The organism is Frankia sp. QA3, assembly GCF_000262465.1.
GTDB lineage: Bacteria > Actinomycetota > Actinomycetes > Frankiales > Frankiaceae > Frankia.
Genome location: NZ_CM001489.1, coordinates 6,196,488 through 6,222,782 on the forward strand (window position 1 = coordinate 6,196,488; position 26,295 = coordinate 6,222,782).

19 protein-coding genes and 3 pseudogenes are annotated in these 26,295 nt (G+C 73.1%); 8 read left to right on the forward strand and 14 right to left on the reverse strand.

All coding sequences use genetic code 11. The features are described from left to right. Both FRAQA3DRAFT_RS36340 and FRAQA3DRAFT_RS25405 read right to left on the reverse strand, forming a co-directional pair. A pseudogene (locus FRAQA3DRAFT_RS36340) lies at positions 1-914 on the reverse strand (hypothetical protein); the annotation flags it as partial. An 87-nt stretch (positions 915-1,001) separates the two neighbouring features. Next, the gene (locus FRAQA3DRAFT_RS25405) at positions 1,002-1,847 is read right to left on the reverse strand and encodes a TetR/AcrR family transcriptional regulator (RefSeq protein WP_009741914.1); all 846 of its coding nucleotides are present in this window, start codon (positions 1,845-1,847) and stop codon (positions 1,002-1,004) included. A gap of 120 nt (positions 1,848-1,967) precedes the next feature. Between FRAQA3DRAFT_RS25405 and FRAQA3DRAFT_RS25410 the strand changes: the two genes are divergently transcribed. Then, the gene (locus FRAQA3DRAFT_RS25410) at positions 1,968-3,581 is read left to right on the forward strand and encodes an MFS transporter (RefSeq protein ID WP_009741915.1); all 1,614 of its coding nucleotides are present in this window, start codon (positions 1,968-1,970) and stop codon (positions 3,579-3,581) included. Between the two features lie 113 nt (positions 3,582-3,694). On the opposite strand, the gene FRAQA3DRAFT_RS25415 is transcribed toward FRAQA3DRAFT_RS25410, so the two are convergent. Then, positions 3,695-4,486, reverse strand: a complete 792-nt coding sequence (locus FRAQA3DRAFT_RS25415) for an acyl-CoA thioesterase II (RefSeq protein ID WP_232291765.1) — start codon at positions 4,484-4,486, stop codon at positions 3,695-3,697. 590 nt (positions 4,487-5,076) lie between these two features. Between FRAQA3DRAFT_RS25415 and FRAQA3DRAFT_RS25420 the strand changes: the two are divergent. Both FRAQA3DRAFT_RS25420 and FRAQA3DRAFT_RS25425 read left to right on the forward strand, forming a co-directional pair. After that, positions 5,077-5,784, forward strand: a pseudogene (locus tag FRAQA3DRAFT_RS25420) (cysteine hydrolase family protein); the annotation flags it as partial. Between the two features lie 162 nt (positions 5,785-5,946). Continuing rightward, on the forward strand, positions 5,947-7,725 hold the full coding sequence (locus tag FRAQA3DRAFT_RS25425) for a permease (RefSeq protein WP_009741918.1): 1,779 nt from the start codon (positions 5,947-5,949) through the stop codon (positions 7,723-7,725). 162 nt (positions 7,726-7,887) lie between these two features. On the opposite strand, the gene FRAQA3DRAFT_RS25430 is transcribed toward FRAQA3DRAFT_RS25425, so the two are convergent. The 6 genes from FRAQA3DRAFT_RS25430 to FRAQA3DRAFT_RS25455 form a co-directional block, all read right to left on the reverse strand. Further along, entirely contained in the window at positions 7,888-8,637 is a 750-nt protein-coding gene (locus tag FRAQA3DRAFT_RS25430; protein ID WP_009741919.1) for a YceI family protein, read from the reverse strand. A 104-nt stretch (positions 8,638-8,741) separates the two neighbouring features. Beyond that, on the reverse strand, positions 8,742-10,022 hold the full coding sequence (locus tag FRAQA3DRAFT_RS25435) for a family 43 glycosylhydrolase (RefSeq protein ID WP_009741920.1): 1,281 nt from the start codon (positions 10,020-10,022) through the stop codon (positions 8,742-8,744). 264 nt (positions 10,023-10,286) lie between these two features. Continuing rightward, positions 10,287-11,873, reverse strand: coding sequence for a SulP family inorganic anion transporter (locus tag FRAQA3DRAFT_RS25440; RefSeq protein ID WP_009741921.1), 1,587 nt, complete (start codon positions 11,871-11,873; stop codon positions 10,287-10,289). Positions 11,874-12,209: 336 nt separating this feature from the next. Further along, positions 12,210-13,205, reverse strand: coding sequence for a DUF305 domain-containing protein (locus FRAQA3DRAFT_RS25445; protein WP_009741922.1), 996 nt, complete (start codon positions 13,203-13,205; stop codon positions 12,210-12,212). Positions 13,206-13,397: 192 nt separating this feature from the next. Then, positions 13,398-14,888 carry an FHA domain-containing protein gene (locus tag FRAQA3DRAFT_RS25450; protein ID WP_035921493.1) on the reverse strand — a complete coding sequence of 497 codons (1,491 nt, stop codon included), beginning with the start codon at positions 14,886-14,888 and terminating at the stop codon, positions 13,398-13,400. Between the two features lie 234 nt (positions 14,889-15,122). Further along, positions 15,123-16,907 (reverse strand): glycoside hydrolase family 15 protein, encoded by a 1,785-nt coding sequence (locus tag FRAQA3DRAFT_RS25455; protein WP_009741924.1) that lies wholly within the window; start codon positions 16,905-16,907, stop codon positions 15,123-15,125. 414 nt (positions 16,908-17,321) lie between these two features. On the opposite strand from FRAQA3DRAFT_RS25455, the gene FRAQA3DRAFT_RS25460 reads away from it, so the two are divergent. After that, positions 17,322-17,885, forward strand: coding sequence for a hypothetical protein (locus FRAQA3DRAFT_RS25460; RefSeq protein ID WP_035923504.1), 564 nt, complete (start codon positions 17,322-17,324; stop codon positions 17,883-17,885). A gap of 110 nt (positions 17,886-17,995) precedes the next feature. Here FRAQA3DRAFT_RS25460 and FRAQA3DRAFT_RS25465 read toward each other — a convergent pair whose 3' ends face one another. Both FRAQA3DRAFT_RS25465 and FRAQA3DRAFT_RS25470 read right to left on the reverse strand, forming a co-directional pair. Further along, positions 17,996-18,196 (reverse strand): hypothetical protein, encoded by a 201-nt coding sequence (locus tag FRAQA3DRAFT_RS25465; protein WP_009741926.1) that lies wholly within the window; start codon positions 18,194-18,196, stop codon positions 17,996-17,998. Between the two features lie 375 nt (positions 18,197-18,571). Further along, positions 18,572-20,224, reverse strand: coding sequence for a dolichyl-phosphate-mannose--protein mannosyltransferase (locus FRAQA3DRAFT_RS25470; protein ID WP_369809378.1), 1,653 nt, complete (start codon positions 20,222-20,224; stop codon positions 18,572-18,574). 115 nt (positions 20,225-20,339) lie between these two features. Between FRAQA3DRAFT_RS25470 and FRAQA3DRAFT_RS37700 the strand changes: the two are divergent. Beyond that, positions 20,340-20,948 (forward strand): annotated as a pseudogene (locus tag FRAQA3DRAFT_RS37700) (16S rRNA (cytidine(1402)-2'-O)-methyltransferase); the annotation flags it as partial. 133 nt (positions 20,949-21,081) lie between these two features. Beyond that, a complete protein-coding gene (locus tag FRAQA3DRAFT_RS37705) occupies positions 21,082-21,360 on the forward strand; it encodes a hypothetical protein (protein WP_232292193.1) in 279 nt (92 codons plus the stop codon). 18 nt (positions 21,361-21,378) lie between these two features. Here the strand turns inward: FRAQA3DRAFT_RS37705 and FRAQA3DRAFT_RS25480 are convergent, their stop codons facing one another. Next, a complete protein-coding gene (locus tag FRAQA3DRAFT_RS25480; RefSeq protein WP_009741928.1) occupies positions 21,379-21,933 on the reverse strand; it encodes a YdcF family protein in 555 nt (184 codons plus the stop codon). A gap of 200 nt (positions 21,934-22,133) precedes the next feature. Then, complete coding sequence (locus FRAQA3DRAFT_RS25485) at positions 22,134-23,258, reverse strand: ABC transporter substrate-binding protein (protein ID WP_009741929.1); 1,125 nt, start codon at positions 23,256-23,258, stop codon at positions 22,134-22,136. A 114-nt stretch (positions 23,259-23,372) separates the two neighbouring features. Here FRAQA3DRAFT_RS25485 and FRAQA3DRAFT_RS25490 point away from each other — a divergent pair, with 114 nt between their 5' ends. After that, positions 23,373-24,197, forward strand: a complete 825-nt coding sequence (locus tag FRAQA3DRAFT_RS25490; protein ID WP_009741930.1) for a TatD family hydrolase — start codon at positions 23,373-23,375, stop codon at positions 24,195-24,197. 107 nt (positions 24,198-24,304) lie between these two features. Next, entirely contained in the window at positions 24,305-25,117 is an 813-nt protein-coding gene (gene rsmA, locus FRAQA3DRAFT_RS25495; protein WP_009741931.1) for a 16S rRNA (adenine(1518)-N(6)/adenine(1519)-N(6))-dimethyltransferase RsmA, read from the forward strand. 112 nt (positions 25,118-25,229) lie between these two features. Here the strand turns inward: rsmA and FRAQA3DRAFT_RS25500 are convergent, their stop codons facing one another. Further along, positions 25,230-26,255 (reverse strand): tryptophan--tRNA ligase, encoded by a 1,026-nt coding sequence (locus tag FRAQA3DRAFT_RS25500; RefSeq protein WP_009741932.1) that lies wholly within the window; start codon positions 26,253-26,255, stop codon positions 25,230-25,232. Positions 26,256-26,295: the final 40 nt, after the last annotated feature.

Genomic DNA, 26,295 nt, shown 5'->3' on the forward strand with positions numbered 1-26,295 from the left:
ACGGGCTGCTGGCGTGGAATGCCGGTGGTCGTGCCGCGGGGGCGGTCGCGCCCGCCGCGACCCGAGCGAGGACGCGTACCGGCGAGCAGGGCCAGCAGCTCGGAGATGTCGGGCAGGGAGGCGCCGTCGGCCTGCCGCACCCGGGCCAGCGCGCGGCGCACCCCGGGGCTGGTCGGGCTGTCCTGCTCTGGCCGCTGCGCGCGCCGCCAGCCGCCGCGGCCCGCCGGCTCCACCGAACCGGACGGCTTGCCCGCGGCGGCCAGGTCGACGATGCCGGCCCAGGCCACGATGTCGGCCGCCGGCCCGTCCCAGCCGCCCGCTGCCGGTCCGTAGCCGTAACCGGGCACGTAGCCGCCGCCGGCCGGAGCCCCCTGCCCGGCGGCGGCCGTGGACAGCAGCAGCGGCCGCAGGGCGGCGGCGATCCCCAGATCGACCAGACGGGGGCCGACGACGGAAAGGACGACGTCCGTGGCCGTCAGGTCGCCCAGGGCGCCGACCGTGTGGTGGGCCGCGTCGATGGTCTCCAGCAGGGTCCGGGCGAGTCGGTCGATCTCGTCGGCGGACAGCGGCCCCCGCTCGGTGAGCTCGCGCGCCAGGGTGGGGCCGCCGACGAACTCGGTGACCACGTACGGGCGGTCCGCGTCGGGCGCGGCGTCGAGCACGCCGCAGGTGTGCGGCCCGGACAGCACCCGGGCCCGGTCGACGGCCGCCGCGAAGCGGGCTCGCATGTCGGCGCGCAGGGCGTCACCCGGGTGCAGCGCGCGGATGGCTACCTGCGCGCCGCCCGGAGCGCGGCCCAGGTAGACGATGCCCGTGATGCCCGCGTCGAGGCGGCCGAGCAGCTGATATGGCCCGAGTGCCGAGGACTCACCGGCGGCGAGCGGTGCGACGTGGCGAGGTAGTCGAGCGGTCATGGTGGGTGCCCCGAATGCGACTCGCGGATGGCCGGCGGCATCTAGCCTCTCCGACGGTAGCTACTCAGGTCGTGTCCGTGAAGGCTGCTACGCCCCCTTCTTCGGGAGCATCCGGGTCGTGACCGCCATGCCCACGTGGTCCGGGCTGGGCGCGGCCGCGTCGACGGGGCGCGCGTCCGCCCGCCGGGCGCCCGGATGGGCTGCCTCGATCCCGTCGAGAAGCCAGCCCAGGGCCTGCTCGAAGCGGGGCGAGTGCAGCCGGCAGCCGGCGGTCCGCAGCGACTGCAGCCGCGGCAGCTCCTCGGCGGTGGCGAGCGCGTCGAAACCCGGTTGCGGTTCCAACGGCGACGCAGGACCGTCGACGTCGGCGTCCGCGTGCTCGTCCGCGTGCTCGTCCGGGTTGCGGTAGGCCTGGCTGCTGAGCTCCCGCAGCGTGCAGCCGACCACCAGGTCGCTGACGGAGTGGATGATGCGCAGCTGCTCGTCAGGATCGTCGGTGACGCGCGATGCGACGGCGAGGTACTGCTCGATGTGGCGCAGCTTGTTGGGCCCGCGGGCGGGGCGGACCGCGACGTTGAGGGCCCACGGGTGCCGCTGGAAGGACTGCCTGGTCCGCTGGGCGATCTCGGTCAGCGCCGCCCGCCAGTCGGCCGGGATCTCGTCGAGCAGGTGGCCGCCGAGGAACTCGTTCCACATCAGGTCGAGTAGCTCGTCCTTGTCGCGGACGTGGTAGTAGAGCGTCATCGTCCCGACGCCCAGGCTCGCGGCGAGCCGGCGCATCGACACGGCCGCCAACCCCTCGGCGTCGGCGATCTCGATGGCTGCCAGAGCTAGCCGCTGGGGGCTCAGATTGGACCGGTATCCAGGTGGGGGAGCCTGCCCCGCCCGGCGCCTTCCGCCCGGCCCGACGGCCGGTTCCGCCGGCGCGGTCATGATCTCGTCACCTCCGAACACGCAGCCGAACAGCAATTTTGCCGTTGGTACATCGTACGGCGTAGTGTTGCCCCTGGTCCTCGTACGGTGTACGACGGCTGGTGGGAGGGGATGTTGGGAATGGCGCATTCGGAGGGAACGGACGCAGGCGGCGTCGGCGGTCCCGAACAGTCGTCGGCGCGGGCGCCCGGGGGCGCATCGTCCGCCGGGGTCTCCGTCGCGGGTGGGCGGGGCGTGGCCGGTGCGGCCCCGCCGGCCCCCTGGGCGAAGTGGGCCGTGCTGGCGGTGTGCTGCCTGGCCCAGTTCATGGTGGTGCTCGACATCTCGATCGTGAACGTCGCGCTGCCGGCGATGCAGACCGATCTCGAGATGTCGGCTGGCGGTCTGCAGTGGGTGGTCAACGCCTACACCCTCGCCTTCGCCGGGCTGCTGCTGTTCGGTGGCCGGGCGGCCGACCTGTTCGGCCGGCGCCGGGTCTTCGTGTTCGGGCTGGGGCTGTTCACGCTGGCGAGCCTCGGTGGCGGCTTCGCCCAGTCCGAGACTCAGCTCATCGTCGCCCGGGCGGTGCAGGGGCTCGGCGGCGCAGTGCTGGCCCCGGCGACCCTCAGCCTGCTGATGACCTCGTTCGCGGAGGGCCGGGAGCGGACCAGGGCGCTCGGCGCCTGGGGCGCCACGGCGGCCAGTGGCGGTGCTTTCGGGACGGTCGTCGGCGGCGTCCTCACCGACATCGCCGACTGGCGGTGGGTGCTGTTCGTCAACGTGCCGATCGGTGTGGCGCTCGTGGCCGCGGCGCGGGTGGTGCTCGTGGAGTCGCGGGGGCAGGTCAGCCGCCTGCGCGACCTCGACATGCCGGGCACGCTGACCGTGACGGGCGGCCTGGTGCTGCTGGTCTACGCGATCGTCCGCACGGAGACCTCCTCCTGGGGGTCGCCGGTGACGATCGGGATGCTGGCCGGGGCGGTCGTGCTCCTCGGCGCCTTCGTCGCGATCGAGGCCACCACCGCCAATCCGCTGGTGCCGCTGAGCATCTTCCGCTATCCCGGGCTCGCGGTGGCGAACGTGATTGCGGCGCTTCTCGGCGCCGCGATGTTCACGGTGTTCTTCTTCCTCACGCTGTTCATGCAGCGGGTCCAGGGCTACAGCCCGCTACGCGGGGGGCTCGCGATGCTGCCGATGCCACTGATGATCATTGTGGCGTCGCAGCTCGTCACGCGGACGATCGGTCAACTCGGCCCGCGGCGGATCGTCGTCTTCGGCGCCGCGGTGGGCGCGTCGGGGCTGCTGTGGCTGTCGGCGATCACGACGGACGGCTCGTACTGGTCGCATGTGTTCGGCCCCATCGCGATGATGGGCTTCGGCATGGGATGCACGATAGTCTCGATGGTCGCCGCGGCCACCGCGGGCGTGCCGATCCGGCTCGCCGGGCTCGCCTCCGGGCTCATCAACACCGGGCGGCAGATCGGCGCGGCCATCGGCCTCGCCGCCACGACGACGATCGCCACGCACCACACCGAGGGCCGGCTCCGGCATGGCGTCGCGCCGCCCGAGGCGCTGACCTCCGGGTACTCGCTCGGCCTGTTCATCGGCGGCTGCGTCTTCGCCGTGGGAGTCCCGGTGGCGTTCCTCCTGCCACGGCTGCGCCGGCCCGAACCGGCCGCCGCCGGGCTGCCGGCACCGCCCGCTCGGCCGGCCGCCGACGACCAGCAGGCGGTCGCCAAGTCCGCCGAGGTCTGATCCCGGGGTCCGCCTTGCCTTTCCAGAGGGATAAATCGGGCACAGAACCCCCTCTGGAAAGGCAAGGAACTCCCGCGCCGCTACGGCGGCGCCGGGGCCGGCGGGATTCGGTGTCAGGGGCGGGCTGAGCGCAGCAGCCCGACGACCTCGGCGGCGGCCCGCTGCACCCCGTCCGGGCCGAAGATCTCGATGCGGCCGACCGCGCGGCCGTGCCCGGCGTGGACCGAGCGGACCTGGAACAGGTGCCAGTCCCGGACGTCCAGCTCATCGAAGAACGTGACGGTCTGGGACAGCACCGCCGCGGCGACCTGCGGTCGCTCGCCCGGCATGGGCGGGATGCCCGAGGCCGTGAGCAGATCGGCGAGCGGCAGCAGCTCGCAGGAATGCGCCAGCAAAGCCCGCCACACCGTCGGGTCCTCGCCCGCGTCGGGAATCCGCTGCCACTGATCGAGCCGGTGCGGCTCCGCCCGCGGCAGCACCCGGACCTCCCACGGCATCATCGGCCGCTCCGGGCGCGGCACCCCCGCCGCCGGCCCCGGCAGGTCCGCGCGGCTCGTCTGCAGGCTGAGGAAGTCGGGCTCCGAGGTGCGCAGCATCACGTCCGCCCGGCAGATATGCAGTGAACCCTGTCGGAAGGACAGCGCCAGCGCGTCGATCGACCCGCCGTGCGCGAGGCGTTCGACGTCGACCCAGAGCGGCTGCCGGCAGTCCCCGGGGCGGGAGAAGATCGCGTGCAGCGAGTGCACCGTCTTGCCCGGCGCCATGCGTTCCGCGAGGACGATCTGCTGACCGAGCAGCTGCGCGCCGAGGATCCCGCCGTGCGCGCTCACCAGACATCGGGCCGGCACCGGAGGGACGTCGCCGCCAAGGTCCAGCACCGCCAGCAGGTCGCTCAGCGTAAACATGCCCGGCGTCGGCGTGTTAACCGGTAGCCCCGGCTCGGGCTGCGCAATCGAGGAACCGTTGCGCTGGGGATCGATCGTCTCCACGGACCGTCCACCCACATCGCACCCCTTTCCTGCGACGGCCGCCGGGCGGCGCGGCCAGGGACGCGATCGCCCCGCGCCGCGGCTCGGCGCGGGCAGGTGACCGGTCGCCGCGCATGCCGACGGGCCGTCGCGCGTGGATCACGACTCCGCCCGGCGCGGAGCCTCGCGGGTCAATATCGACCCGTTCGGTGCCGTGGGCGGCTCGCAGTGGCGTACGCCACGTCCCCATGAACCGCTGACCAGCGCAAAAGCCACAAAAACGTCGAGACCGTTCGCGCTCGCGATCTGTATACGAACCCGGATACGGCCTGGGATACAGAGTTCATCGTCGCGTTACGTGCTGGGCGGTGGTCTGAAACGACACCCCCTGACCCTCGTCTCCAGACACGACGGGGGAGGCACCGGACGACCGGGCCAGGCGTGGCGAGCTCCCTCGACGCACTCCAGACACGTGGATCCGACCTGCGCGGACCCGAAACCCGTGGACTCCGATGGCGAGAGCTGGCATGAGCGAAACCGCAACGACCCTGACCGCGCCCCTGACCGTGAGCGCCCGACCGTACGACTTCACCTTCGACCCCGCAACCACCGCGCTCGTCGTCATCGACATGCAGCGCGACTTCCTCGAACCGGGCGGATTCGGGGAGAGCCTCGGCAACGACGTCAGCCAGCTGCGGAGCACGATCGAACCGCTGCAGGCGGTGCTCGCGGGTGTGCGGGCTGCGGGACTCACTGTCATCCACACCCGCGAGGGTCACCTGCCCGACCTGTCCGACCTCCCGTCGGCGAAGCTGCACCGCGGCAACGCCGCGCTGCGCATCGGCGACCTCGGCCCCAAGGGTCGCATCCTCATCCGGGGTGAGTACGGGCAGGACATCATCGACGAGCTCGCGCCGGTCGACGGCGAGTACGTCATCGACAAGCCCGGCAAGGGCGCCTTCTACGCCACCGCCTTCGGTGACGTCCTCGCCGAGAAGGGGATCACCAGCCTCGTCGTCGCCGGGGTGACGACCGAGGTCTGCGTGCACACGACCGTCCGCGAGGCCAACGACCGCGGCTTCGAGTGCCTGGTGCTCAGCGACTGCGTGGGCTCGTACTTCCCCGAGTTCCAGCGGGTGGCGCTGGAGATGGTCGCCGCCCAGGGCGGGATCTTCGGCTGGGTTGCCCCGTCCGCCGACTTCCTCGCCGCGCTCGCCCCCCTGACGCCCGCGGCCGTGACTCCGCCTTCCGACACCGCCCTGCCGACCGGCACCGCCGCGCCGACCGACACCGCCCTGCCGACCGGCACCGCCGCGCCGACCGACACCGTCGCTGCCGCCGACTCCACCGTGCCCGCACCCGCCGTCACGGCCTCCTGAAAGAGGACGGGTCCCACCATGGTCAAGATCGGGAATCGGCCGGCGTCGTCCGCGCCGGCCCTGCCCTACTGGACGAAGGGCGACACCAACGCCTTCTTCGGCCTGGGCATCAACGTGCTGGTCAACGTCATCGTCCTGAGCTCACTGTGCCTGTTCGTCGTCAACATCCCCTCCGACGACGTCTTCGGCGCGATCCTGCCCGCACTCGGCATCGCGATGCTGCTCGGCAACCTGTTCTACGCCTACCTGGGCCGCCGGCTGGCGGCGAAGGAAGGCCGCGACGACGTCACGGCGATGCCCTACGGGCCGAGCGTGCCGCACATGTTCATCGTCGTCTTCGTCATCATGCTGCCGATCTACCTGAAGACGAAGGACCCGGTGGCCGCCTGGCAGGCGGGGCTGGCCTGGGCGTTCATCATCGGCATCATCGTGGTGATCGGCGCCTTCGTCGGGCCGACGATCCGCAGGTACGCCCCCCGAGCGGCCATGCTCGGCACGCTCGCCGGCATCTCGATCGCGTTCATCTCGATGCGGCCGGCCGCCCAGATGTGGGACGCCGCGTGGATCGCGCTGCCCGTCTTCGGCCTGCTGCTCATCGGCATGCTCACCGACCTGAAGCTGCCGTGGAACCTGCCGATCGGCGCGGTGGCGCTGGCGCTCGGCACGGCGATCGGCTGGATCGGCGGGTTCATGGACACCCCGGCGGTGTCCGAGGCGGCCAAGGACATCGCGGTGTCGCTGCCGACCTTCCACTTCGACAAGCTCTTCGACGGCCTGTCCGACATCTCCCCGCTGCTCGCCACGGCGATCCCGCTCGGCGTCTACAACTTCACCGAGGGCATGAGCAACGTGGAGAGCGCGGCGTCCGCCGGGGACAACTTCAACCTGCGGCCGATCCTGCTCGCCGACGGCTTCGGGGCCATCATCGGCTCGGCGCTCGGCTCGCCGTTCCCGCCCGCCGTCTACATCGGTCATCCCGGCTGGAAGGCCGCCGGCGGTCGCACCGGCTACTCCCTGGCCACCGGCGTCGTCATCGCGGTCCTGTGCTTCCTCGGCCTGTTCGGCCTGCTCAACGCGGTGCTGCCGCTGCCGGCGATCGTGCCGATCCTGCTCTACATCGGTCTGCTCATCGGGGCCCAGGCGTTCCAGGTCTCGCCGAAGGCGCACGGCGCCGCCGTGGTGGCCGCGATCATCCCGAACATCGCCTCCTGGGCGGCCGGGCTGATCGACAACACGGTGACCACGGCTGTCGGAGTCGCGTCGAGCCTGAACCCGGCGGTCAACCTGAAGGTCACCGACGCGGACCTCGAGGGCAACAGCGTGCTGCTGCACGGCCTGCACACCCTCGGGGACGGCGCGGTGCTCGCCGGTCTGGTGCTCGGCTCGATCGTCGCGTTCATCATCGACAAACGGTTCATCTCGGCGGCGGTCGCCTCGGCCGCCGGTGCGGTGCTGTCCTTCATCGGGCTGATCCATGCCGAGAAGGTCGAATGGGACGCCGGTGGGGGCCAGGTCGCCCTCGGCTACCTGTTCCTCGCGGTGGTCTGCGCGGCCTGGGCGCTGACCAAGCCCGCGCCGCGGGTACCGGACGCCGAGGAGATCGCGCTGGAGCGGGAGCACGGCATCCCGTCGCAGACGCGGCGGACCCCCGAGGAGATCCCGCCCTCCGCCGACGCCGCGCAGCCGCCCGCCGCGGACGCCACACCCACCACTTCGCCCAGCTCGCCCACCACCTCGTCCACCACCTCGTCCACCACCTCGCCCACCTCGGCACCGGCGGGCGCCGGGACTGCCTGAGCAGCCGCTTGCGCGCGCAGCGCTTCGCCGCACCGCCGGTCTCCACCCTGACCGGCGGTGCGGTCGCCTCCCTGCCGTCCGCCGGGCTGCCTTGCTTGTCCAGAGGGTTCCGTGTCCGATTTATCCCTCTGGACAAGCAGGGGAAGGCAGGGCGGGGGCGGGTCAGGGGTTGGGGGAGGGGGGCGCCGAGGAGCGGGTGAAGATCAGGGAGACTTCCATGATCCCGTGATCCTCGGTGGAGATGCCGGGGAAGCTCGGGTTCGGGATGCCGTAGTCGGCGAAGACGACCGGGAGCTGGCCGACCGTGCGGATCGAGGTGCCGTCCCAGCGTGACTGCAGCGTCATCGTGACCCGGTTCGTCGTGCCCCGCAGGGTCAGGTCGCCCTTCGCCGTGACGGACCGGGTGGTCTTCGAATCGGTGGGTACGGTGCCGATGTCGACGGGCTCGGCGAGGGTGAACGTGGCGGTCGGGAAGGTGCCGGTGTCCATGATCCGGCCGCGGAACTGGTTGTCCCGGCGGGTCTCGTCGCTGGTCACCGAGGCCATCCGCACGGTGAAGGACGCCTGCGACGCCCGCAAGCCGTCGATGGTGAGCGAGCCGGACACCTCCTTCGTCCGCCCGGCCGCCGTCGTGTCCTGGCCGAAGAGGATCTCCTTGACCCGGTAGCCGACCTCCGAGCCCGGCGCGATCGCCCAGGCGCCGGACAGCGAGCCGGCCGGCGCCACCGTCTCGCTCCCGCTCGGCTGGGCCAGGGAGAACTCCTCCGGGGCGTCCTCCTTGATCACGTTGATGTAGAGGGCGGTGCCGCCCACGACCAGGATCGCCAGCACCACGACGGCGCCGAGCAGGGCGATGAGCAGGCGCGGTCGCCGGCGTCGGGACCGTGCAGCCGGCGCCTCGGGTTCGGTCATTGGAAGGTCGTCCCTCTCGCCGTCGGCCTCGCGACGGGTGCCGCCAAGGTCCGTTCCTGCTGGTTATCCCATGAATGGCGGCTTCGGAAGGCACTTGTGGGCTATCACCCGCCCGCGCCCTGCCCGCTCGCCCGCTCCCGCCCGCCCGCGCCGTTCGCCCCGGCCCCCGTCTCGGCACCCGAGCCTGCACCCGAGCCCGAGCCCGAGCCTGCACCGGAGTCGGAGTCCGTACCGGAGCCGGAACCGGAGCCGGGGTCCGAACCGCGGCCGGTGCCGTCGCTGTCGCGCTGGCCGTCGCGCTGGCCGTCGCGCTGGCCGTCGTGCTCGCGGTCGCTGCGGTCGGAGTCGCGCTCGTCGGACACCCGGACCCGGCCCTGGGTGAGCGAGTTGACGTGTACCGACAGCCCGTCGTCGCGCACGCGCAGGGGGACCACGACGAACCGCCCGGTCGGCAGGTAGGCCCCTGCCGGCGGCGAGTCCCAGCTGTGCAGGCCCAACCACCAGCGGTGGCGGGAGTCGGTGAAGGCGTGGGCGCCGCCGGGGCCGAAGCCGACCTTCCCGCCGGTCACCATCGGCTTCGGTGCCGGCCTGCAGGGTCCGAGCGGGCCGGTGCACGAGGCGCTGGCCACCACCTGGCGACCGTTGAGCTCCGGCGCGGCCGAGTACACCAGGTGGTGGCGCCCATCCTCGACGATCATCGAGGGGCTCGCGACTCGCTTCTGCTGCCAGGGCAGGCTCGGGCGCAGCAGCACCGCCGGCTCGCCGGTGAGCACCAGCCCGTCCGAGCGCAGCCGCTGGGCCCACAGCGTCGGGCCCGAGCCGCCGGGCCGTCCTGGGCTGCTCCAGGCCAGGTAGGCGCGTCCGGCGTCGTCGACGAAGGGGCTCGGGTCGGTGCTGCCGCCGTCCGCCGTCGGGCAGACGAACGGGGCCAATGACGTGTCGACGAACGGCTCGTCCAGGTCGTCCGAGGTCGCCGCCGAGATGCAGCGGATCCCGAGTCCGCGCACGGTCGTCGTGTAGTAGAGGACGTACGAGCCGTCGAACGCGCCGATCGCCGCCGGCCCCAGCCCGCCGCCCGGGTCGGCCCAGCCCGGCAGCGCCTTCAGGGCGTCGGGCTCGGTGGTCCAGCTCCGGCGGTCCCGGCTGGACAACAGGCTGATCGTGCCGGGGGAGCGCGGGTCGACGCCGACGGCGTAGGTCGTCCGGTTGCGGGTCAGCAGGAACGGCGCCGGCAAGTCGACGCCGGGGACGAGCACGGCCCGGGTCGAGGCACCCGAGCTGGCCTTGGACAGGTACAGCCCGACCAGGACGATCACGATGACGACCACGGCCGGCTGGCGTCGGGCGAAGTCGACCAGACCACCGGTGAGGCCCTTCTCGCCCATGCCGCCACCATCCTCATTGTGAGTATCTGATGGCAGAGTGTATTCACGGTGGGGTGAAGTTGGGCGTCAATCGACTCTACGGACACTCCCTGTCGCTTTAGGTCGTCGCCTCGGGTCGTCGCCTCGGGTCGTCGCCTCGGGTCGTCGCCTCGGGTCGTCGCCTCGGGTCGTCGCCTCGGGTCGTCGCTTTGGGAAGTCGTTTTGGGAAGTAGAGAAGGCGTCGCCTCGGAACCGGCCGGTGGGGACGTGGTACGGCCGGCCGGTTCAGCCCGATTCGGCCGGGCGGCTCTCCGGTCGTCCCGCCTCCCGAGGCTGCAGCAGGTCCGGCTCGGCGGACAGCCCGCGCAGCAGGGTGGCGCTGCGTGGGTTCAGCCCGACGAGGGTCACCTCCGTGCCACGTTCGCGGTACTTCGTGCGGACGTCGTCGAGGGCGGCGACCGCGGCGGAGTCGAGGACGTCGGCCTGGGACAGGTCGACGACCACCCGGGCCGGGTCGCGGGCGTAGTCGAAGGCGTTGACCAGGTCGCCCGTCGAGGCGAAGAACAGCGTGCCCTGGACCGCGTAGATCCGCTCGCCGCCCTCCGGATCGAGCACGCTGGTCACCAGGGCCAGGTGGGCGACCCTGCGGGTGAACAGCAGGGCGGCCAGGACGACGCCGACGAGCACCCCGTACGCCAGGTTATGGGTGGGAACCACGACGGCGACCGTCGCGACCATGACCGCGGTCTCGCCGCAGGGCATCCGGCGCAGCGTGGACGGCACGACGCTGCGCCACTCGAAGGTCATCACCGAGACCATGATCATCACCGCGACCAGCGCGGACATGGGGATGTGGCACACGAGATCGCGCAGCGGCACGACGAGCATCAGCAGGAAGCCGCCGGCGGCGAAGGTCGACAGCCGGCCGCGACCGCCGGAGTTGACGTTGACGATGGTCTGGCCGATCATCGCGCAGCCACCCATCCCGCCGAAGAAGCCGTTGACGACGTTGGCGATGCCCAGGCCCCAGGACTCGCGGTTCGGGTCGTGGGTGGAGTCGGTCATCCGGTCGACGATCTGGGCGGTCAGCAGCGTCTCCAGCAGACCCACGGCGGTCAGCGCGACCACGTAGGGAGCGATGATCCGCAGGGTCTCCCAGGTGAGCGGGACGTCGGGGATGCCGGGCACCGGCAGCGAACTGGGCAGCCGGCCTTCGTCCCCGACCGTCGGCACCGAGACGTGGAAACAGACCGTGACCAGCGTCAGGATCGCCACCGCCACGAGCGGCGCCGGGATCGCCTTCGTGAGCCGGGGAACCGTCAGCAGGATCGCCAGGCCCCCCGCGACCAGGACGTAGACCTTCCACGACTCGCCGATCACGTGCGGCATCTGGGCGGTGAAGATCAGGATAGCCAGCGCGTTGACGAAGCCGATCATCACGGTTCGCGGTACGAAGCGCATCAGCCGCGCCACCCCGAGCACGCCCAGCACTCCCATCAGCAACCCGACGCCGACGGTGGTCGCGAGCAGGTAGTTCAGCCCGTGCTCGCGGACCAGCGGTGCGGCCACGAGGGCCATCGAGCCCGCGGCAGCGGAGATCATCGCCGGCCGTCCGCCGGTGAACGCGATGATCACCGAGATGGTGAACGACGCGAACAGGCCGACCTTCGGGTCGACCCCGGCCACCACCGAGAACGAGATCGTCTCCGGGATCAGCGCGAGCGCCGTCACCAGGCCTGCGAGCAGCTCCACCCGGACGTAGCGCGCGCCCGGCCAGCGTCGGGCGAGCGCGGGAAGGCGTAGTCCCCCGACGACCGCACGACGGCTCCCGGCCACCGCGTCGGCGGCCTCACGGGCGGAAACACCTGTCATGGAAGCGGACCCTCGAGGATCGACGGCGGCGTCGGCGCGCAGCCGCAGCCACCGTGGCGGGACCGGACCATTCCTCGCCCGCCACCTCTCCCATCGCGGGATGCATCCACCGGGAGGCGACGCATCCATCGGGGGGCGACGCACCCGTGGGGAGACGCACCCGTGGGCAGGCGCGACGGATCTCCGGGGAACGGAGCGCGGCGACGCCATCACCCTGGAAGTAGCTGCGGGGACGGTGTTCCCCACGCTCGGGTGGACGATCGGCGGTACGGTCCGGTTAATTGGATCTGACGATACAAAGTCAGCGTCGGTGGGACTGCGGGTGGGTTCGGCCGGTCATGCCCGGGGTGCCCCGAGACGGACCAGATCCTGCTGCATCTGGTCGATCTCGATCGACTGGTTGAGCACCATCGCCCGGGCCACGCTGCGGGTGCGGTCCTGGTCGGCGTGCTGCGCCGCGTACTGCGCCATCGCCAATCCCCCACGATGGTGGTGCACCATCAGGGTGAGGAACAGGACGTCGAGGTCACGGCCACGGATCGTCGCGAGCCGCCGCAGCTCGGTCGGGGTCGCCATGCCCGGCATCCGGGCGGTGTCGCCGGCCGTCCCCGCGGCGTCGTCGGCGGTCCCGTTCATCCCCGGCATGTCGCCCATCGCCGCCGAGCCGGTGCCGCCGTGCGCGTCGTGCCCGGTGCCCGCGGCCTTGCCCGTGCCGCCCATCCAGCGCATCGGCGGGCCGCCGGTGGTCTGGGCTCGCCCCCAGCCGGACAGCCACGCCGACATGACGCCGATCTCGCGCTGCTGGGTCAGCGCGATGTCCTGCGCGACGCTGCGGGTCGACGCGTCGCCGCCGCGGTCGAACTCGATCATCGCCATCTGCACGGCCTGCGCGTGGTGTTCGGACATGTCGCGGGCGAAGCCGACGTCGACGGAGCTCTCGCCCGGCGCCCGGTCGATCAGGTCGCCCAGCGCCGCGCCGGCGGCCAGCAGGCCGGCCACCACCACGACGACGACCGGGGTCCACCACAGGGCGGCCCGGCCGCGGCGACGCCGACGCGGGGTGCCGGCCTCGTCGGCTCCGGCCTCGTCGGCTCCGGCCTCGGCATCCGGGGTCGTCCCGTCTCCGGCGGCGCCGTCCAGGTCGGCCCGGCCCGGCGCGGCCGCATCCGGCGCGGCTGCATCCGGCGCGGCCGCGCTCGGTCCGGCTCCGGCCGGCCTGGGACCGCCTGGTGCGGGTCGGTCGTCCTGCCCGTGCCGCGCGGGGGGTGCGTCTGCGGGCGCGGTGGGGGTGGCGGGCAGGCCGCCCCCGGCGCGCAGCTCTGAATCGCTCATCGTCCGTCAAGTCTGACGTAGGTGGCGACGTTTCGCGCGCCGCCCCCGCGGGCCTCGCCGTTTCGGCCGCGGGGACCGCCCCCCGATCGTGCCCCGCGCCACCCGCTCGCCGCCCGGGACCTCCCTGCTGATCCGGAGGCCTCTGTGTCCGTTTCGTCCCTCTGGATAAGCAGGGGCGGTGGACGGGGCGGGTCAGACGTGCAGGTGGGAGTTGAAGACGAAGGTCCGCTTGCCGACCTGGACGCGGGTCCCGGGCACCAGCGGGGCGGGCTGGTGCGGGTTGAGTGGGGTCCACACGGTCGCCTCGGGCGGCGCGATGTAGGTGCCGTTGGCCGAGCCCTGATCGGTGATCACGGCGTCCCAGCCGGTCAGGGTGATCACGGCGTGCACCCGGGAGACGGCGCTCTCGCCGTCCTCGACCGGCAGCGCCCGCGCCTTACCGGCCCGGACCGCGTCGTCCCGGTCGGGCTGGCGGCCGATGACGAGGTCCATGTCGACGTTCATCGTCTGACCGTCGTCGAACACGAGAACCCCGACCGTCGGCCGCGGGCCCCACACCGTGCGGGTGCCCTGCTGGGCCAGCGACAGGCCGCACTCGGCACAGTACGGCGCCTGCGGGTGGTTGAAGTGCCCGTTCGCGCACAGCACCCCCTCGACCTGGGGCTCGGAGTTGCTGGGCAGCATCGTCGGGGCGTCGTCGTCCTCGATGAGGTCGGAGACGGTGAAGGTCTGCCCGGGAAGCTGGGTCAGGGCGTCGTGCTCGTCGTCGGTGAGGTCGTCGCCGAGGCCGTCCGTCAGGGGCTCGGCGTGCCCGCCGAGCTGGCCGATGTGGCCGCCCGGTCCCGAGTCGACCGCGGCATGCCCGAGCGCCTCGCGCCCGGCGAGTTCGGTCGGCGGGTCCTCGTCCAGCTCGTCCAGCTCATCGAGGTCGGCGGCCTGCGTGGGCTCCGCCGCCGCCCGGCGACGGTGGGCCTCCTCCTCCTCGCTGAGCAGCGGGGCCAGCGCCGGCGGGGTGGTCGACATCGGGTCGGGGGCGCGCGCGCCCGGCGTGGGGATCGCCGCGGCGCCGGTCATCGGGTCGCGCAGCGGATCGAAGCCGGCGAGCAGCTGCTCGGCCGACGCCTTGGGGGCGGGCAGCGCGGGCGCGTCGCTGAGCAGCAGGCTCACCCCGATCCCGGGCACCGCGCCGATCCGCAGGTCGAGGGGGAAGCCGAGGTCGCCGAGGCCGCTGGGGAAGCCGGTCGGGCCGACGATGCCGGTCGGCCCGACGTCGATCCGGGCGATCTCCGTCGGCAGGAGGCGGTCGACCCAGGTGGCCGAGTCCACGCCGGACAGCGTCACCCCGGACGCGCCGGACGCCACGACGTCCATCGCCCCGTGGACGAGCGCCGCGACGCGGTCGTTGACGGTGGTCAGCAGGCTGAAGTCGGGCACCCGGTCCGGGTCGGCATCGGCGAGGACCCCGGCGACCCGGCGCACGAGCCGGCGACCCATGGTCGACGCGGTGGTGCCCACCTCCGCGGCCACCTCGGCGCACAGCCCGAGCAACCTGCTGGTGATCTCGGCGGTCTCGGGCCGGCCGGCACGGGCGACGATGAGCGCGCCGGGCAGCCGGACGACCACCCCGGTCCGATCCGGGTGCCCGGACTCCACGACCACCCGGAAATGGTCCAGTCCCGCCATGACCTCGCCCCTCGTCCCCACACCACGCGCCGAGCCGGTCTGCGCCGCCGGCGGCCTCATGGCACATCCTCGCCGCTGCGTGCGGCCCGTCCGGTACGGGTCCTATCCTGCCGTGCCCGCGGGCCGGCCGATACCGCCTTACCGTCTCCGCAACCGGCGATGTCCGGGTCCCGACAGGCGGGTGCGCGCCGCGGGGCGCGCCGCCCGCCCGCCGGGTCGTCCGTGGGGCGGCGGCTACGCCAGGGCGCGGTCGAGGTTGATCGCCGCGCTGATCAGCGCGAGATGGGTGAAGGCCTGCGGGAAGTTGCCGAGCGCCTCGCCGGAGGAGCCGATCTCCTCGGCGTAGAGGCCCACGTGGTTGGCGTAGGTGAGCATCTTCTCGAAGACCATCCGGGCCTCGCTGACCCGGCCGGCCCGCGTCAGCGCCTCCACGTACCAGAACGAGCACAGGTTGAACGTGCCCTCGTCACCGGTCAGCCCGTCGCTGCCGTCGGCGGCGTAGCGACGCACCAGGCTGTCGCTCACGAGGTCCTCGCCGAACCGGTCCAGCGTCGAGAGGAACCGCGGGTCGGTGGGCCCGGAGAACTTCACCAGCGGCATGCACAGCAGGGACGCGTCCAGCCGCGGTGAGCCGGGGAACTCCATGTAGGCACCGCGGGCCGGGTTCCACGCCTCGTTCTGGACGAACCGGTAGGCCTGACCGGCGTAGTCCTTCCAGTCGTTCGTCGGGCCGGGCAGGCCCCGCTGGCGCGAGATGCGGCAGGCCCGCTCGAAGGCCACCCAGGTCATCAGCGCCGAGTAGGTGAAGCGCTGGCGCCCGCCGCGGGTCTCCCAGATCCCCTCGTCCGGGGTGTCCCAGTGCTTGGCCAGCCAGTCGAGCTGGCGGCCGAGGGCCTCCCAGAGCTGGAAGGAGATCGGGACCTTCTTGTTGTACAGGTAGACCGAGTCCATCAGCTCGCCGTAGATGTCGAGCTGGAGCTGCTCGGCGGCGGCGTTGCCGATGCGCACCGGCTTCGAGCCGCGGTAGCCGGCCAGATGGTCCAGGACTATTTCGTCCAGGTGGGCGTTGCCGTCGACGCTGTACAGCACGTACAGCCCGGAGTCCTTCGGCGCCTCGTGGCAGCGCTGCTCAAGCCAGTCCATGAACGCGGCGGCCTCGTCGGTGAAGCCCAGCGCCATCAACGCGTAGGTGGTGAACGCCGCGTCCCGGATCCAGGTGTAGCGGTAGTCCCAGTTGCGCACGCCGCCGAGTTCCTCCGGCAGCGAGGTGGTCGGCGCCGCCACCAGCGCGCCGGTGGGCCGGTAGACCAGCAGCTTCAGCACGAGCGCGCTGCGTAGGACCATCTCCCGCCAGCGGCCGTGGTAACGACTCCGCCGTAGCCACGCCTGCCAGTAGTTCAGCGTCCGGGTGAACAGCGTGTCCGCCTCGCCGGTGATCAGCGGACGGATCGTCGAGTTCCATTCGAGCACGAGGTCGGCGGTCTCGCCCATGGCCAGGTCGAACTCGGCGTACACGGCGGTGCCGTCGACCCGCAGCGGCAGCGCGGTGCGCAGCACCAGGGTGCCCTTCACCGATTCGAACACCGCCCCCGAGCCGGGGACCAGCGTCACCGTGTGCGCGGCCCGCCCGTAGTCGAACCGCGGGTCGCAGCGCAGCCGGAACGTCGCCGTCCCGCGCACGGCCCGGGCCTGGCGGACGACGACGTGCGGCGTCTCCGCGACGTCGCTGTCCACCGGGACCATGAAGTCGACGACCTCGCCGACCGCCCGCGGGGTGAGGAAGCGGGTCATCAGGACGTTCGAGTCGGGCAGGTAAAGCTGCTTCGCCCGCGAGTCCGGACAGTGGATGCGAAACGATCCGCCACGGTCGGCGTCGAGCAGGCTCGCGAAGACCGACGGCGCATCGAAGCGTTGCGGGCAGTACCAGTCGATCGTGCCATCCGTGGCAACCAGGGCCACGGTACGCAGGTCGCCGATGACCGCGTGCTCCTCGATGGGCGGGTAGTCGGTATCGGGCATTCGTAGGCTCCGCGAGGCGTGATTGGCCGAGGGTCCGGCCAGGGATTCTGCGGGGGACGGGTCAGGGAGGACGCCACCGCGCGATCACGACCCGCCGGGAGCCGCTCGCGTCCTCCCGGCCGCCGCCGGTCGCCACCCGATCGATGGCAACCAGGCGAAGGTAACCCGCCGCGGCGGTCCGCGCCCACGACTGTCGACAAGCCGCGAAAAGGGCCCGACCCGCCGTGTGAATTCGCGATGTCGGCGATGCGTCGGCATCGGGTCCACGCCGCGTCAGTGGAGGTCACCGGGCCGCTGGAACCGTCGCCGTCGCCGGCGGTCCGTGGTGGCCGCGGGCGGCGGCGGCGGCGGCGTTCGCACCCCGGTGGGGGTCTCGCCGCTTGGGCGTTCGAGGCCGCCACCTACGATCACGCCATGGCCGCCCACCCTCCGACCGCCGAGGACGGTCGTGCCGCGCTGGTGATGTTCGCTCGGGGTGACCGGGTTTTCCCGGTCGACGATCTGGGCGGCGGGATCTGGTCGCGGCGCGGAACCGTGCTGGCCGTGCACGCGGCCGGGCGCCGCGAGCCGGCCGAGCAGCCCGGGCCGGTGCGGGTCGAGTCGACCCGCAGCGCGGCGCCGGTCACCGCGCGGGCGACGGTCCTCTGGGACGACGGCAGCGCCGAGGTGCTGGCCGAGGACCAGCTCTGCCTCGTCTACGACCAGGAGGCCCCCGTCGGCGTGCGGGTCGTCACCCTGCCGATGGCCGAGCCGGTGGACGTGGTGCAGCACGGCGGGCACGTCGTGCTGGTGCTGCGCGAGGGCCTGGTCCCGCCCGCGGTCGTGGAGTCGCTGCGCGACAAGCTGCGCCGGGTGCGGGCGGCGCTGACCCCGGCCCGGCCGGACCCCGCCTCCGCGGCCGAGCTGCGCCGGCGGGACCTCGACCTGCTGCGGGCGTTGATCGCGCAGCTCACCGGGGGCGCGCCCGAACCCCGCTGACGGGCGTTGGCGGGCGCTGATGGTTGGCGGGCGCTGATGGTTGGGGGCGCGGACGGTTGGCGGGCGAGGCCGGGCGGGGACGTCCGGCCGCCGCCGTCGCGACGTCCGGGTCAGGACGTCGAGTACGGCCCGGGGCGCACTCCGCCCGGGCCGTAGGCGTTGCCGTTCATGCCGGCGCGCGGCTGCTCGGTCATCGCCTGGCTGACCTTCGACGCGATCGCCTCGGTGAGCCGGATCGCCTGCGTGAGGGACAGGTTCAGCACGATCTCGCTGTCATCGGTCATTGCGAAGCGCACCGACACATCGGCCATGGTGGTTCCTCCCAGTCTCGGTCCGCCCGACACCCGGCTCCGGTGGTTGGAGGTCGGAGGGAGACCCGCACGGGCGCTGCCTGCCGTACGGACTCGGGGCATGACCGCCCCACCATCCCCGATCGGGATCTCACGCCGTACGTGACCCCCCCTGTCATCCCCACCGGTGAAGCTGCTAGCGGTGCGTTGCTCCGACTCTGAGTGATCAGTCAACTGCGATGGCCCCCGTACCTGCGTGCCGATCCGGACAGGAGTGTCCGCTTGTGATGATGGCATCGCTTTCGGTGGTCGTGCGGAGGATCGTGGTGGACCGCGTGAGAGAGCTCACACTGAGCCCACATCGCTGGGTCGGCGCGCCGCCTGTGGTTCCCCGGCTCAGATCCAGCCGGGGAACCACATCCTCGCCCGCCACGAGGAGTAGGGGATCACCTGCGCGGCCAGGATCGGGTAGAAGTACGCGAACAGCAGGACGACGACGATCGTGTAGACCCCGACCGTCAGCGCGCCGGTCAGCCGGCGGGCGTCGGAGGCCTCCCGCGGGCCGAGCGCGAGCCCCGCCAGCGCCGTGATCCCGAGGACGAGGAACGGCAGGCACGGCAGCGCGTAGAAGAAGAACATCGTGCGGTTCGGGAACAGCAGCCACGGCAGGAAGGCCGAGCCGAAGCCGACCAGCACCAGGGCGGCCCGCCAGTCCCGCCGCGCCACCCACCAGGCGAGCATCCCCAGCAGGCCGGCGGTGCCCACCCACCACACCGCCGGGTTGCCCAGCGCCAGCACCTCCCGCGAGCAGCCGGCCGGATCGTGGCAGCCGGATGTCCCGTAGGCGGGCGACGAGTAGTAATACGCCACCGGCCGAGCCATCACCAGCCAGCTCATCGGGTGCGAGGCGAAGGCGTGCCCCTGGTCGAGGCCCTCGTGGAACTTCAGCACCGCCATCTGGTACTTCCACCAGCCGTGCACCGCCGCGCCGAACCCGTCGCCGTAGAAGTGCCGGTAGTAGCCGCCGTCGGTGATGAACCAGCCCGTCCAGGTGGCCAGGAACGTCACGATCGGGACGACGACGAACGCCGCGGCCCAGGCGGGCAGGTCCCGTCGCAGCGCGCCCAGCACGGGCTGCCGCGCGCCGCCGGTGCGCCGGGCGCCGATGTCCCAGGCGATCGCGAGCGCCGCGAAGCCGATGATCGTGTACAGCGCGCTCCACTTCACGCCCATCGACAGGCCGAGCGCCCCCCCGCAGGCCAGCCGCCACTTGCGCAACCCCAGCCGTGGCCCGTACAGCTCGCGCAGCCGATCCTCCCGGCCCGCCGCGGCCACCGCCGCGTCCGCGTCCGCGCTGTGCGCGCCGTCCGCGTTCGCGCCCAACGAGCCGCCGCCTGGCGGGGGTGCGGGACCGGGACGCGGGGCCAGGGCAGCGGTGAGGCGGTCGGCGAGCCGGGCCCGCCCGTCGTCGCGGTCCAGCAGCAGGCATGCCAGCGCCACGACGATGCCGGTCATCAGGAAGATGTCGAGGATCCCGATCCGGCTCTGCACGAACTCCAGGCCGTCCAGGGCGAGCAGCAGGCCGGCGAAGCAGCCCAGCAGGGTCGAGCGGAACATCCGCCGGGCGGCGCGGGCGAGGACTAGCACGGCCAGCGTGCCGAACAACGCCGAGGAGAACCGCCAGCCGAGCTCGGGGTCGCCGTGCGGAGCGCCCGCACAGTTCGTGTACCCGAACAGGCCCTCGGAGGCGGCCATCAGCCACTTTCCGAACGGCGGATGAACGACGTACGCCGGGCCGGAACAGGTCGTCGAGTTGATCTCGTAGCCGGCGGTGAGCAGGCCCCAGGCGTCCTTGGTGTAGTAGACCTCGTCGAAGTACACCCCGCGCGGCTGGGTGAGGTTCCAGAAGCGCAGCAGCCCGGCCACGACAGCGACCGACAGGGTCGCCAGCCAGCCGGCCAGCGGCGAGCCCGGCATCGGCGGGCACAGCCGCTCGCGCAGGGCCTGGGACCGTGACCGCTGCGGTCCGAGCGGGTCCGGACCGGTCACCCGCGGCGTGTCGCCCCCTCCACTCGCACTCAAGGGCACGTGGGCCGTCGTCGCCGTCACACCGATCAGGGTAGGTCCTGACTCCTGACAGACTGGGCAGGTGTCCGGGACCCTGGTGCTGTGCGGCGCTCCGATCGGTGATGTCCGGGACGCGAGCCCACGCCTCGGTGAGATCCTCGCCTCGGCGGATGTGGTCGCGGCCGAGGACACCCGACGGGTGCTCCGGCTGGCGCACGCGCTCGGCGTCACCATCTCGGGACGGATCGTGTCCTGCTACGACGCGGTGGAGGGCGCCCGCGCCGCGCTCCTGACCGACTACCTGCGCCAGGGGGCCACGGTCGCCCTGGTCACCGACGCCGGGATGCCGGCGGTGTCCGACCCCGGTTTCCGCGTGGTCGCCGCGGCCGCCGCCGCCGGCATGGCCGTCACCGTGGTGCCCGGCCCGTCCGCGGTGACCGCCGCACTGGCCGTCAGTGGCCTGCCCACCGACCGTTGGACCTTCGATGGCTTCCTGCCGCGCAAGGGCGCCGACCGGCGCGCCCGGCTGCGCGAACTCGGCGGCGAGACCCGCACGATGGTGTTCCTCGAGTCCCCGCACCGGCTCGCGGCGGGCCTTGGCGACCTGATCGCCGCCTTCGGCGCCGACCGCGCCGCGGTGCTGTGCCGGGAGCTGACCAAGACCTTCGAGGAGATCGTCCGCGGCGACCTCGCGGCCCTGCTCGCCTGGGCCACCGACGGCCGGGTGATCCGCGGGGAGTTCACCCTGGTGGTCGCCGGCGGCGCCGGGCGCCGGCCGGTCACGGTCGACTTCGGCCCCGCCGCCCGCGATGCCGCCGCCCGCGATGCCGCCGCCCCTGATGTCGCACGCCCCCCCACCCGCCGACGCGGGTGCCGTTTCCGGTGCCGCGGGCGGCGACACGGTGGACGCCCGGGTGCTGGCCGCCGACGTCGCCCGCCGCACGGCGTCCGGGATGACGCCCAAGGAGGCACGTCGGGCGGTCGCCGCCGATCACGGCGTCTCCCGCAACGAGGTCTACGCCGCCGAAGTCGCTGCGCGTCCCGCCCGCCCCGCTCCGTCCGCCCGCCCCGCCCCGTCCGGCGGCCCCGAGCCGGGCGCTGGTCCACCCGGGCCCTGAACTCCCCCTGGGCGCGGTTCAGCAGCTTCGCTGGAGCAGCAGGGCCTTGCCCATCGCCGCCCACTCGTAGGCGATCATGTACGGCCACAGATGGCGGGGCGGAGCCACGCCGATCATCCGGGCCTCGCCGGGGTAGCAGCGGCCCAGCCGCAGCCGGGCCCGGGTGCTCTGCGACGTCGAAGTGATCACGATGAGGGAGTGCCACCCGCGCCGGGCCGCCGCGGCACCCACCCAGCGGGACTCGCCCTGGGTCGTCAGCGGGCTGGGCGCGAAGCAGATCACCTCCACACCGGGGATGGTGTCGGGGCACGGATCGGTGGCGGTCGGCGTCGAGATGGCGAGGACCGGGGCGTAACCGGCCCGGGCGAGGGCGACCGCCCGTTCGAGCCGTCCGGGACTGCCCGCGAACATGACGATCGCGTCGACCGGCGCCGGCGGGTCCCGATGGGGGAAGACGAACAGCCGCGCGGTGGCCGCCGTGAATGCGATCGCCAGGGTGCCGATCATGGCGATGGCGATGGCCCGGCGGCGCGACGGGCCGGCCGGTGCGTGATCGAGCGGAGCCGCCGCCATAGCCCTCCCTTCGTGGGCGGGGCGGCGCCACCGTGGCCGTCGTTCCACCGCGTGACCCGAGCCAATCACGGCTCACCCGGTCCGGGTGGGCCCACCCGCCGCAACCCGCCGCCCCGGACAACACCGGGAGGCGGCGGCGGCGGATTCTGCCGGCGGGCGGCCCGCTCGCGTCCAGGTGGTCCGCTGCCGTCCGGGGGCCCCTACGTGGACGGGGACGTGGAGGTCGGCCGGGCGGTCGGGGGCGCCGGGGCCGGCCGGCTGGTGATCAGGCGCGGATGTGCGAACGTGGCCCGGGCGGCCTCCCGGGGCCACACCGTGCGCGACGCCCCGTCCTGCCACTGCACGATCGGGATCTGGTGGCCGACCTGCAGCCCGGTCGCCTCGTCCAGCCGGAACCGGCCGAGCAGCGTCGTCGTGTCGATGCCGCGGGCGGCGGCGAGCACCGAGGCGTCCTGCACGCCCCCGCAGAACCGGATCGCCCGGCCCAGGATCAGGCCGGTGACGTAGGCCCAGGCGGCCGTCTCCGTCGGCGCGACGCCGTGCAGGGCGGTGAAGTCGGCGGTGAACTCGCGCGCGGTCGGCCCGGTGGCGGTCGCCTGGGTGCTTTCCGGCATCCAGCTGCCCGGGGCGAGCAGCCGCTCGCGCAGGTCACCGAGGCTGGCGGTGGCCTGCGCGCTGACGGCGGTGGAGAACGCCGCCGCCCGCCACGGCCGGCGCAGCAGGATGTTCGCCGCCGCCAGCTCGTCGTCGGGGCTCGCGTGCACGATGAGGACGTCGCCCGGGGGCAGCCGGGGCGCGGCGAGGGTGGCCTTCCCCGGCGCGAACACGTGCGAGGCGACCTCGAACGCCTGGGCCGTGGCGGCGGCCCTGGCCACCGAGGTGATCTCGACTGCGGTGTCGCCCGAGGCGAGCAGGACGACCTTGCGGGCCCGCCGATCCGCCGCCCGCACCGCCGCCAGGACCCCCCGCGGCCAGGTCGAGGTGGCCGCGGCGATGTTGACGACGTTGGGGAACGCCTGCCGGACGAACCTGGTCGACGGCGCCCCGGTGTTGAACACCACGCGGTCCGTCGCCGCGCAGGCCGCCAGGGCTGCCCGGTGGCCGTAGGGCCCGAGCAGGGCGTCCGGGCGGGCGGCGACGGCGGCGCGCATCGCGGCCGCCGGGTCGGGGTAGGCGTCGTACGCGGTCAGGCTCACCTCGTCCCAGGGAGCGGGGAGCCGCTCGTCGCGCGCCCACAGGGTGACGCCGCGCAGACCGGCCAGGCCCTGGGCGGCGTCCGGACCGGTCAGCGGGGTGACGAGGGCCACGGTCAACGGCGTCGTCATCGGCAGGAATCCTCGCAGTCGCTCACGAGATAAGCGTCCCATGCTGGATAGGCGCATTCCTCGGCGCGCCCGGTCGCGGCCGTAGACTTCACCGGACGCGGAAGGACGGGTGAGGTGGCGCGAAACTCTGGCCGAACAGGTGAACCACCGCCGCCGCCCGATCCCCTGCCGGTGGCCGTCGTCGACAGCCACTGCCACCTCGACCTCATGGACACCGAGGTGGACGCCGCGATCGCGGCCGCCGTCGCCGTCGGCGTCACCCGGGCGGTGACCGTCGGGGTGGACCTGCCGACGAGCCGGTGGCAGGCCGACGTCGCCGACGCCCATCCGGAGCTCTACGCGGCCGTGGCCATCCACCCGAACGAAGCGGCCCACGGCGTGAGCGAGGAGACGTTCGCCGCTGTCGCCGAGCTTGCCCGCCGGGACAAGGTCCGGGCCGTCGGCGAGACCGGGCTGGACTACTTCCGCACCCCGCCCGAGGCGCACGCCGCCCAGCAGGAGAGCTTCCGGCGGCACATCGCGATCGCCAAGGAGACCGGCCGCGCCCTGATGATCCACGACCGGGAGGCGCACGAGGACACGCTGCGCATCCTCGCCGAGGAGGGCGCGCCGCAGACGGTCATCTTCCACGCCTTCTCCGGCGACGCCGCGATGGCGAAGGTCTGCGCCGACGCCGGCTACGTGATGTCCTTCGCCGGCAACGTGACCTTCAAGAACGCGGCGAACCTGCGCGAGGCGGCCGCCGTCGCCCCGGCCGAGCTGCTGCTCGTCGAGACCGACGCGCCGTTTCTCACCCCGGCGCCCTGGCGTGGCCGGCCCGGCGGCCCCTACCTGATCCCGTTGACACTGCGGGTGCTCGCCGAGACCCGCGGCGTGGGTGTCGCCGAGCTCGGTGCGTCGATCGCCGCCAACGCCGAGCGGGTGTTCGGGCCCTGGTAGACACCGACGCGCTGCTCGCGCCGGCCGAGCTGCGGGCGCTGGCGCACGCGCTGGACCTGCGCCCGACGAAGCGCCGCGGGCAGAACTTCCTCGTCGACGCGAACACCGTGCGCCGCCTGGTGCGCCTGGCCGACGTCGGTCCGCGCGACTCGGTCCTGGAGATCGGCCCGGGTCTCGGCTCGATGACCCTGGGGCTGCTCGGCGCCGCCGGTGCCGTGGTCGCCGTCGAGGTGGACCCGCCGCTGGCCGCCGCCCTGCCGGTGACCGTGGCCGCCCGGCTGCCCGCCGAGGCCGCGGCGCGGCTGCACGTGGTGCTCGCCGACGGGCTGCGGCTGGGACCGGCCGACCTGCCCGCGGGCGTGCCCGCCCCGGACGTGCTCGCCGCGAACCTGCCCTACAACATCGCGGTGCCGCTGCTGCTGGGCGTGCTCGAACGGCTGCCGTCGCTGCGCCGCGGCCTGGTGATGGTGCAGGCGGAGGTCGCCGCCCGGCTGACGGCGCCGCCCGGCAGCCGGGTGTACGGCGCGCCCAGCGTGAAGCTGGCCTGGTACGCGCACAGCCGGCCGGCGGGCGGCGTGCCCCGCCCGGTCTTCTGGCCGCAGCCGAACGTCGACTCCGGGCTGGTCGCCTTCACCCGCCGGACCCCGCCGGGGCCGGCGGAACTGCGCGCCGAGGTGTTCGCCGCCGTCGACGCCGCGTTCGCCCAGCGCCGCAAGACGCTGCGCACGGCCCTGGCCCCCTGGGCCGGCTCGCGCGCGGCCGCGTCGGCCCTGGCGGAGGCGGCCGGGGTGGATCCCGGCGCCCGCGGCGAGACCCTCGACGTCGAGGCCTTCTGCCGCCTCGCCGCCGCCCGCGCGTCCGCCGAGTCCGGCCCGCTCGCCGAGCCCGGCCCGTCTGCCGAGCCCGGCCCGCTCGACTGACGAGGCCGCGCCGTCGGGACCGCGCCGGGCTTTCTGCTGATCCGGAGGGTTCCACGCCCGATTCATCCCTCTGGACAAGCGGTCGGACACCCTGACAGCGGCAGGGGGGCGGTCAGAGGGGGGAGATGCCGACGGCGCGGCGGACGCCTTCGAGGACGGGGCGGGCGCGGTCGCGGGCCTGTTCGGCGCCGGCGTCGAGGATCGCGTCGAGCTCGCTGCCGGGGGCGACGAGCGCCTCGTACTGCTCGCGCAGCGGCGACAGCCAGGCGTTGACGGTCTCGAACAGGGCGTTCTTCAGCTCGCCCCAGCCGGTGCCGCCCTGTTCCAGGCGGGTCCGCATCTCCTTGACCGCCTCGGGAGTGGCGAAGTTCTCATACAGCGCGAAGGCCGCCGAGGCGTCCGGGTCCTTCGGCTGCTCCACCGGTGTGCTGTCGCTCACGATGCCGCGGATGAGCTTCCGCAGCTGCTTCTCCGGGGCGAACAGGGGAATCGTGTTCTTGTAGGACTTGCTCATCTTGCGGCCGTCGGTCCCGGGCAGTGCCCGCGCCGAGATGCCGGCCGGGTAGATCCCTTCCGGAATCTTCAGGCTGAACACGTCGCCGAAGAGATGGTTGAACGAGCCGGCGATGTCGGCGGCGTATTCAACGTGCTGCGACTGGTCCTGCCCGACGGGCACGACGTCGGTGTTCATGATGAGAATGTCGACGGCCATCAGGATCGGGTAGTTGAACAGACCCATGTTGATCCCGGCGTCCAGATCCGCCACGCCGGACTCGGCGTTGCGGTCGCGGGCGGCCTTGTAGGCGTGCGCCCGGTTCATCAGGCCCTTGCCGGTGACGCAGGACAGCACCCAGGACAGCTCGAAGATCTCGGGAACGTCGGACTGGCGGTAGAAGATCGTGCGCGCCGGGTCGAGGCCGAGCGTGATCCAGGTGGCCGCCACCGACCGGGTGTAGCTCGCCAGCTCCCTGCGGTCGCGGATCGACGTCAGGGCATGGTAGTCGGCGATGAAGTAGATCGACTCGTAGGTCGAGGTGAGCTCCAGCGAGGGCCGGATCGCTCCGATGTAGTTCCCGAGATGCGGCTCGCCCGTCGGCTTGATGCCGGTCAGCGAGACCTTCGGCTGTTGCGCTGCCATGGCTGCGCAGTCTACGGAGGCGACCCGTGCCGGCGGCTCG

Bases quoted from the DNA above. Each gene is read 5' to 3' on its own strand.
- FRAQA3DRAFT_RS25405 (WP_009741914.1), bottom strand. From the start codon at position 1,847: ATGACCGCGCCGGCGGAACCGGCCGTCGGGCCGGGCGGAAGGCGCCGG.
- FRAQA3DRAFT_RS25410 (WP_009741915.1), top strand. From the start codon at position 1,968: ATGGCGCATTCGGAGGGAACGGACGCAGGCGGCGTCGGCGGTCCCGAA.
- FRAQA3DRAFT_RS25415 (WP_232291765.1), bottom strand. From the start codon at position 4,486: ATGTTTACGCTGAGCGACCTGCTGGCGGTGCTGGACCTTGGCGGCGAC.
- FRAQA3DRAFT_RS25425 (WP_009741918.1), top strand. From the start codon at position 5,947: ATGGTCAAGATCGGGAATCGGCCGGCGTCGTCCGCGCCGGCCCTGCCC.
- FRAQA3DRAFT_RS25430 (WP_009741919.1), bottom strand. From the start codon at position 8,637: ATGACCGAACCCGAGGCGCCGGCTGCACGGTCCCGACGCCGGCGACCG.
- FRAQA3DRAFT_RS25435 (WP_009741920.1), bottom strand. From the start codon at position 10,022: ATGGGCGAGAAGGGCCTCACCGGTGGTCTGGTCGACTTCGCCCGACGC.
- FRAQA3DRAFT_RS25440 (WP_009741921.1), bottom strand. From the start codon at position 11,873: ATGACAGGTGTTTCCGCCCGTGAGGCCGCCGACGCGGTGGCCGGGAGC.
- FRAQA3DRAFT_RS25445 (WP_009741922.1), bottom strand. From the start codon at position 13,205: ATGAGCGATTCAGAGCTGCGCGCCGGGGGCGGCCTGCCCGCCACCCCC.
- FRAQA3DRAFT_RS25450 (WP_035921493.1), bottom strand. From the start codon at position 14,888: ATGGCGGGACTGGACCATTTCCGGGTGGTCGTGGAGTCCGGGCACCCG.
- FRAQA3DRAFT_RS25455 (WP_009741924.1), bottom strand. From the start codon at position 16,907: ATGCCCGATACCGACTACCCGCCCATCGAGGAGCACGCGGTCATCGGC.
- FRAQA3DRAFT_RS25460 (WP_035923504.1), top strand. From the start codon at position 17,322: ATGGCCGCCCACCCTCCGACCGCCGAGGACGGTCGTGCCGCGCTGGTG.
- FRAQA3DRAFT_RS25465 (WP_009741926.1), bottom strand. From the start codon at position 18,196: ATGGCCGATGTGTCGGTGCGCTTCGCAATGACCGATGACAGCGAGATC.
- FRAQA3DRAFT_RS37705 (WP_232292193.1), top strand. From the start codon at position 21,082: ATGTCGCACGCCCCCCCACCCGCCGACGCGGGTGCCGTTTCCGGTGCC.
- FRAQA3DRAFT_RS25480 (WP_009741928.1), bottom strand. From the start codon at position 21,933: ATGGCGGCGGCTCCGCTCGATCACGCACCGGCCGGCCCGTCGCGCCGC.
- FRAQA3DRAFT_RS25485 (WP_009741929.1), bottom strand. From the start codon at position 23,258: ATGACGACGCCGTTGACCGTGGCCCTCGTCACCCCGCTGACCGGTCCG.
- FRAQA3DRAFT_RS25500 (WP_009741932.1), bottom strand. From the start codon at position 26,255: ATGGCAGCGCAACAGCCGAAGGTCTCGCTGACCGGCATCAAGCCGACG.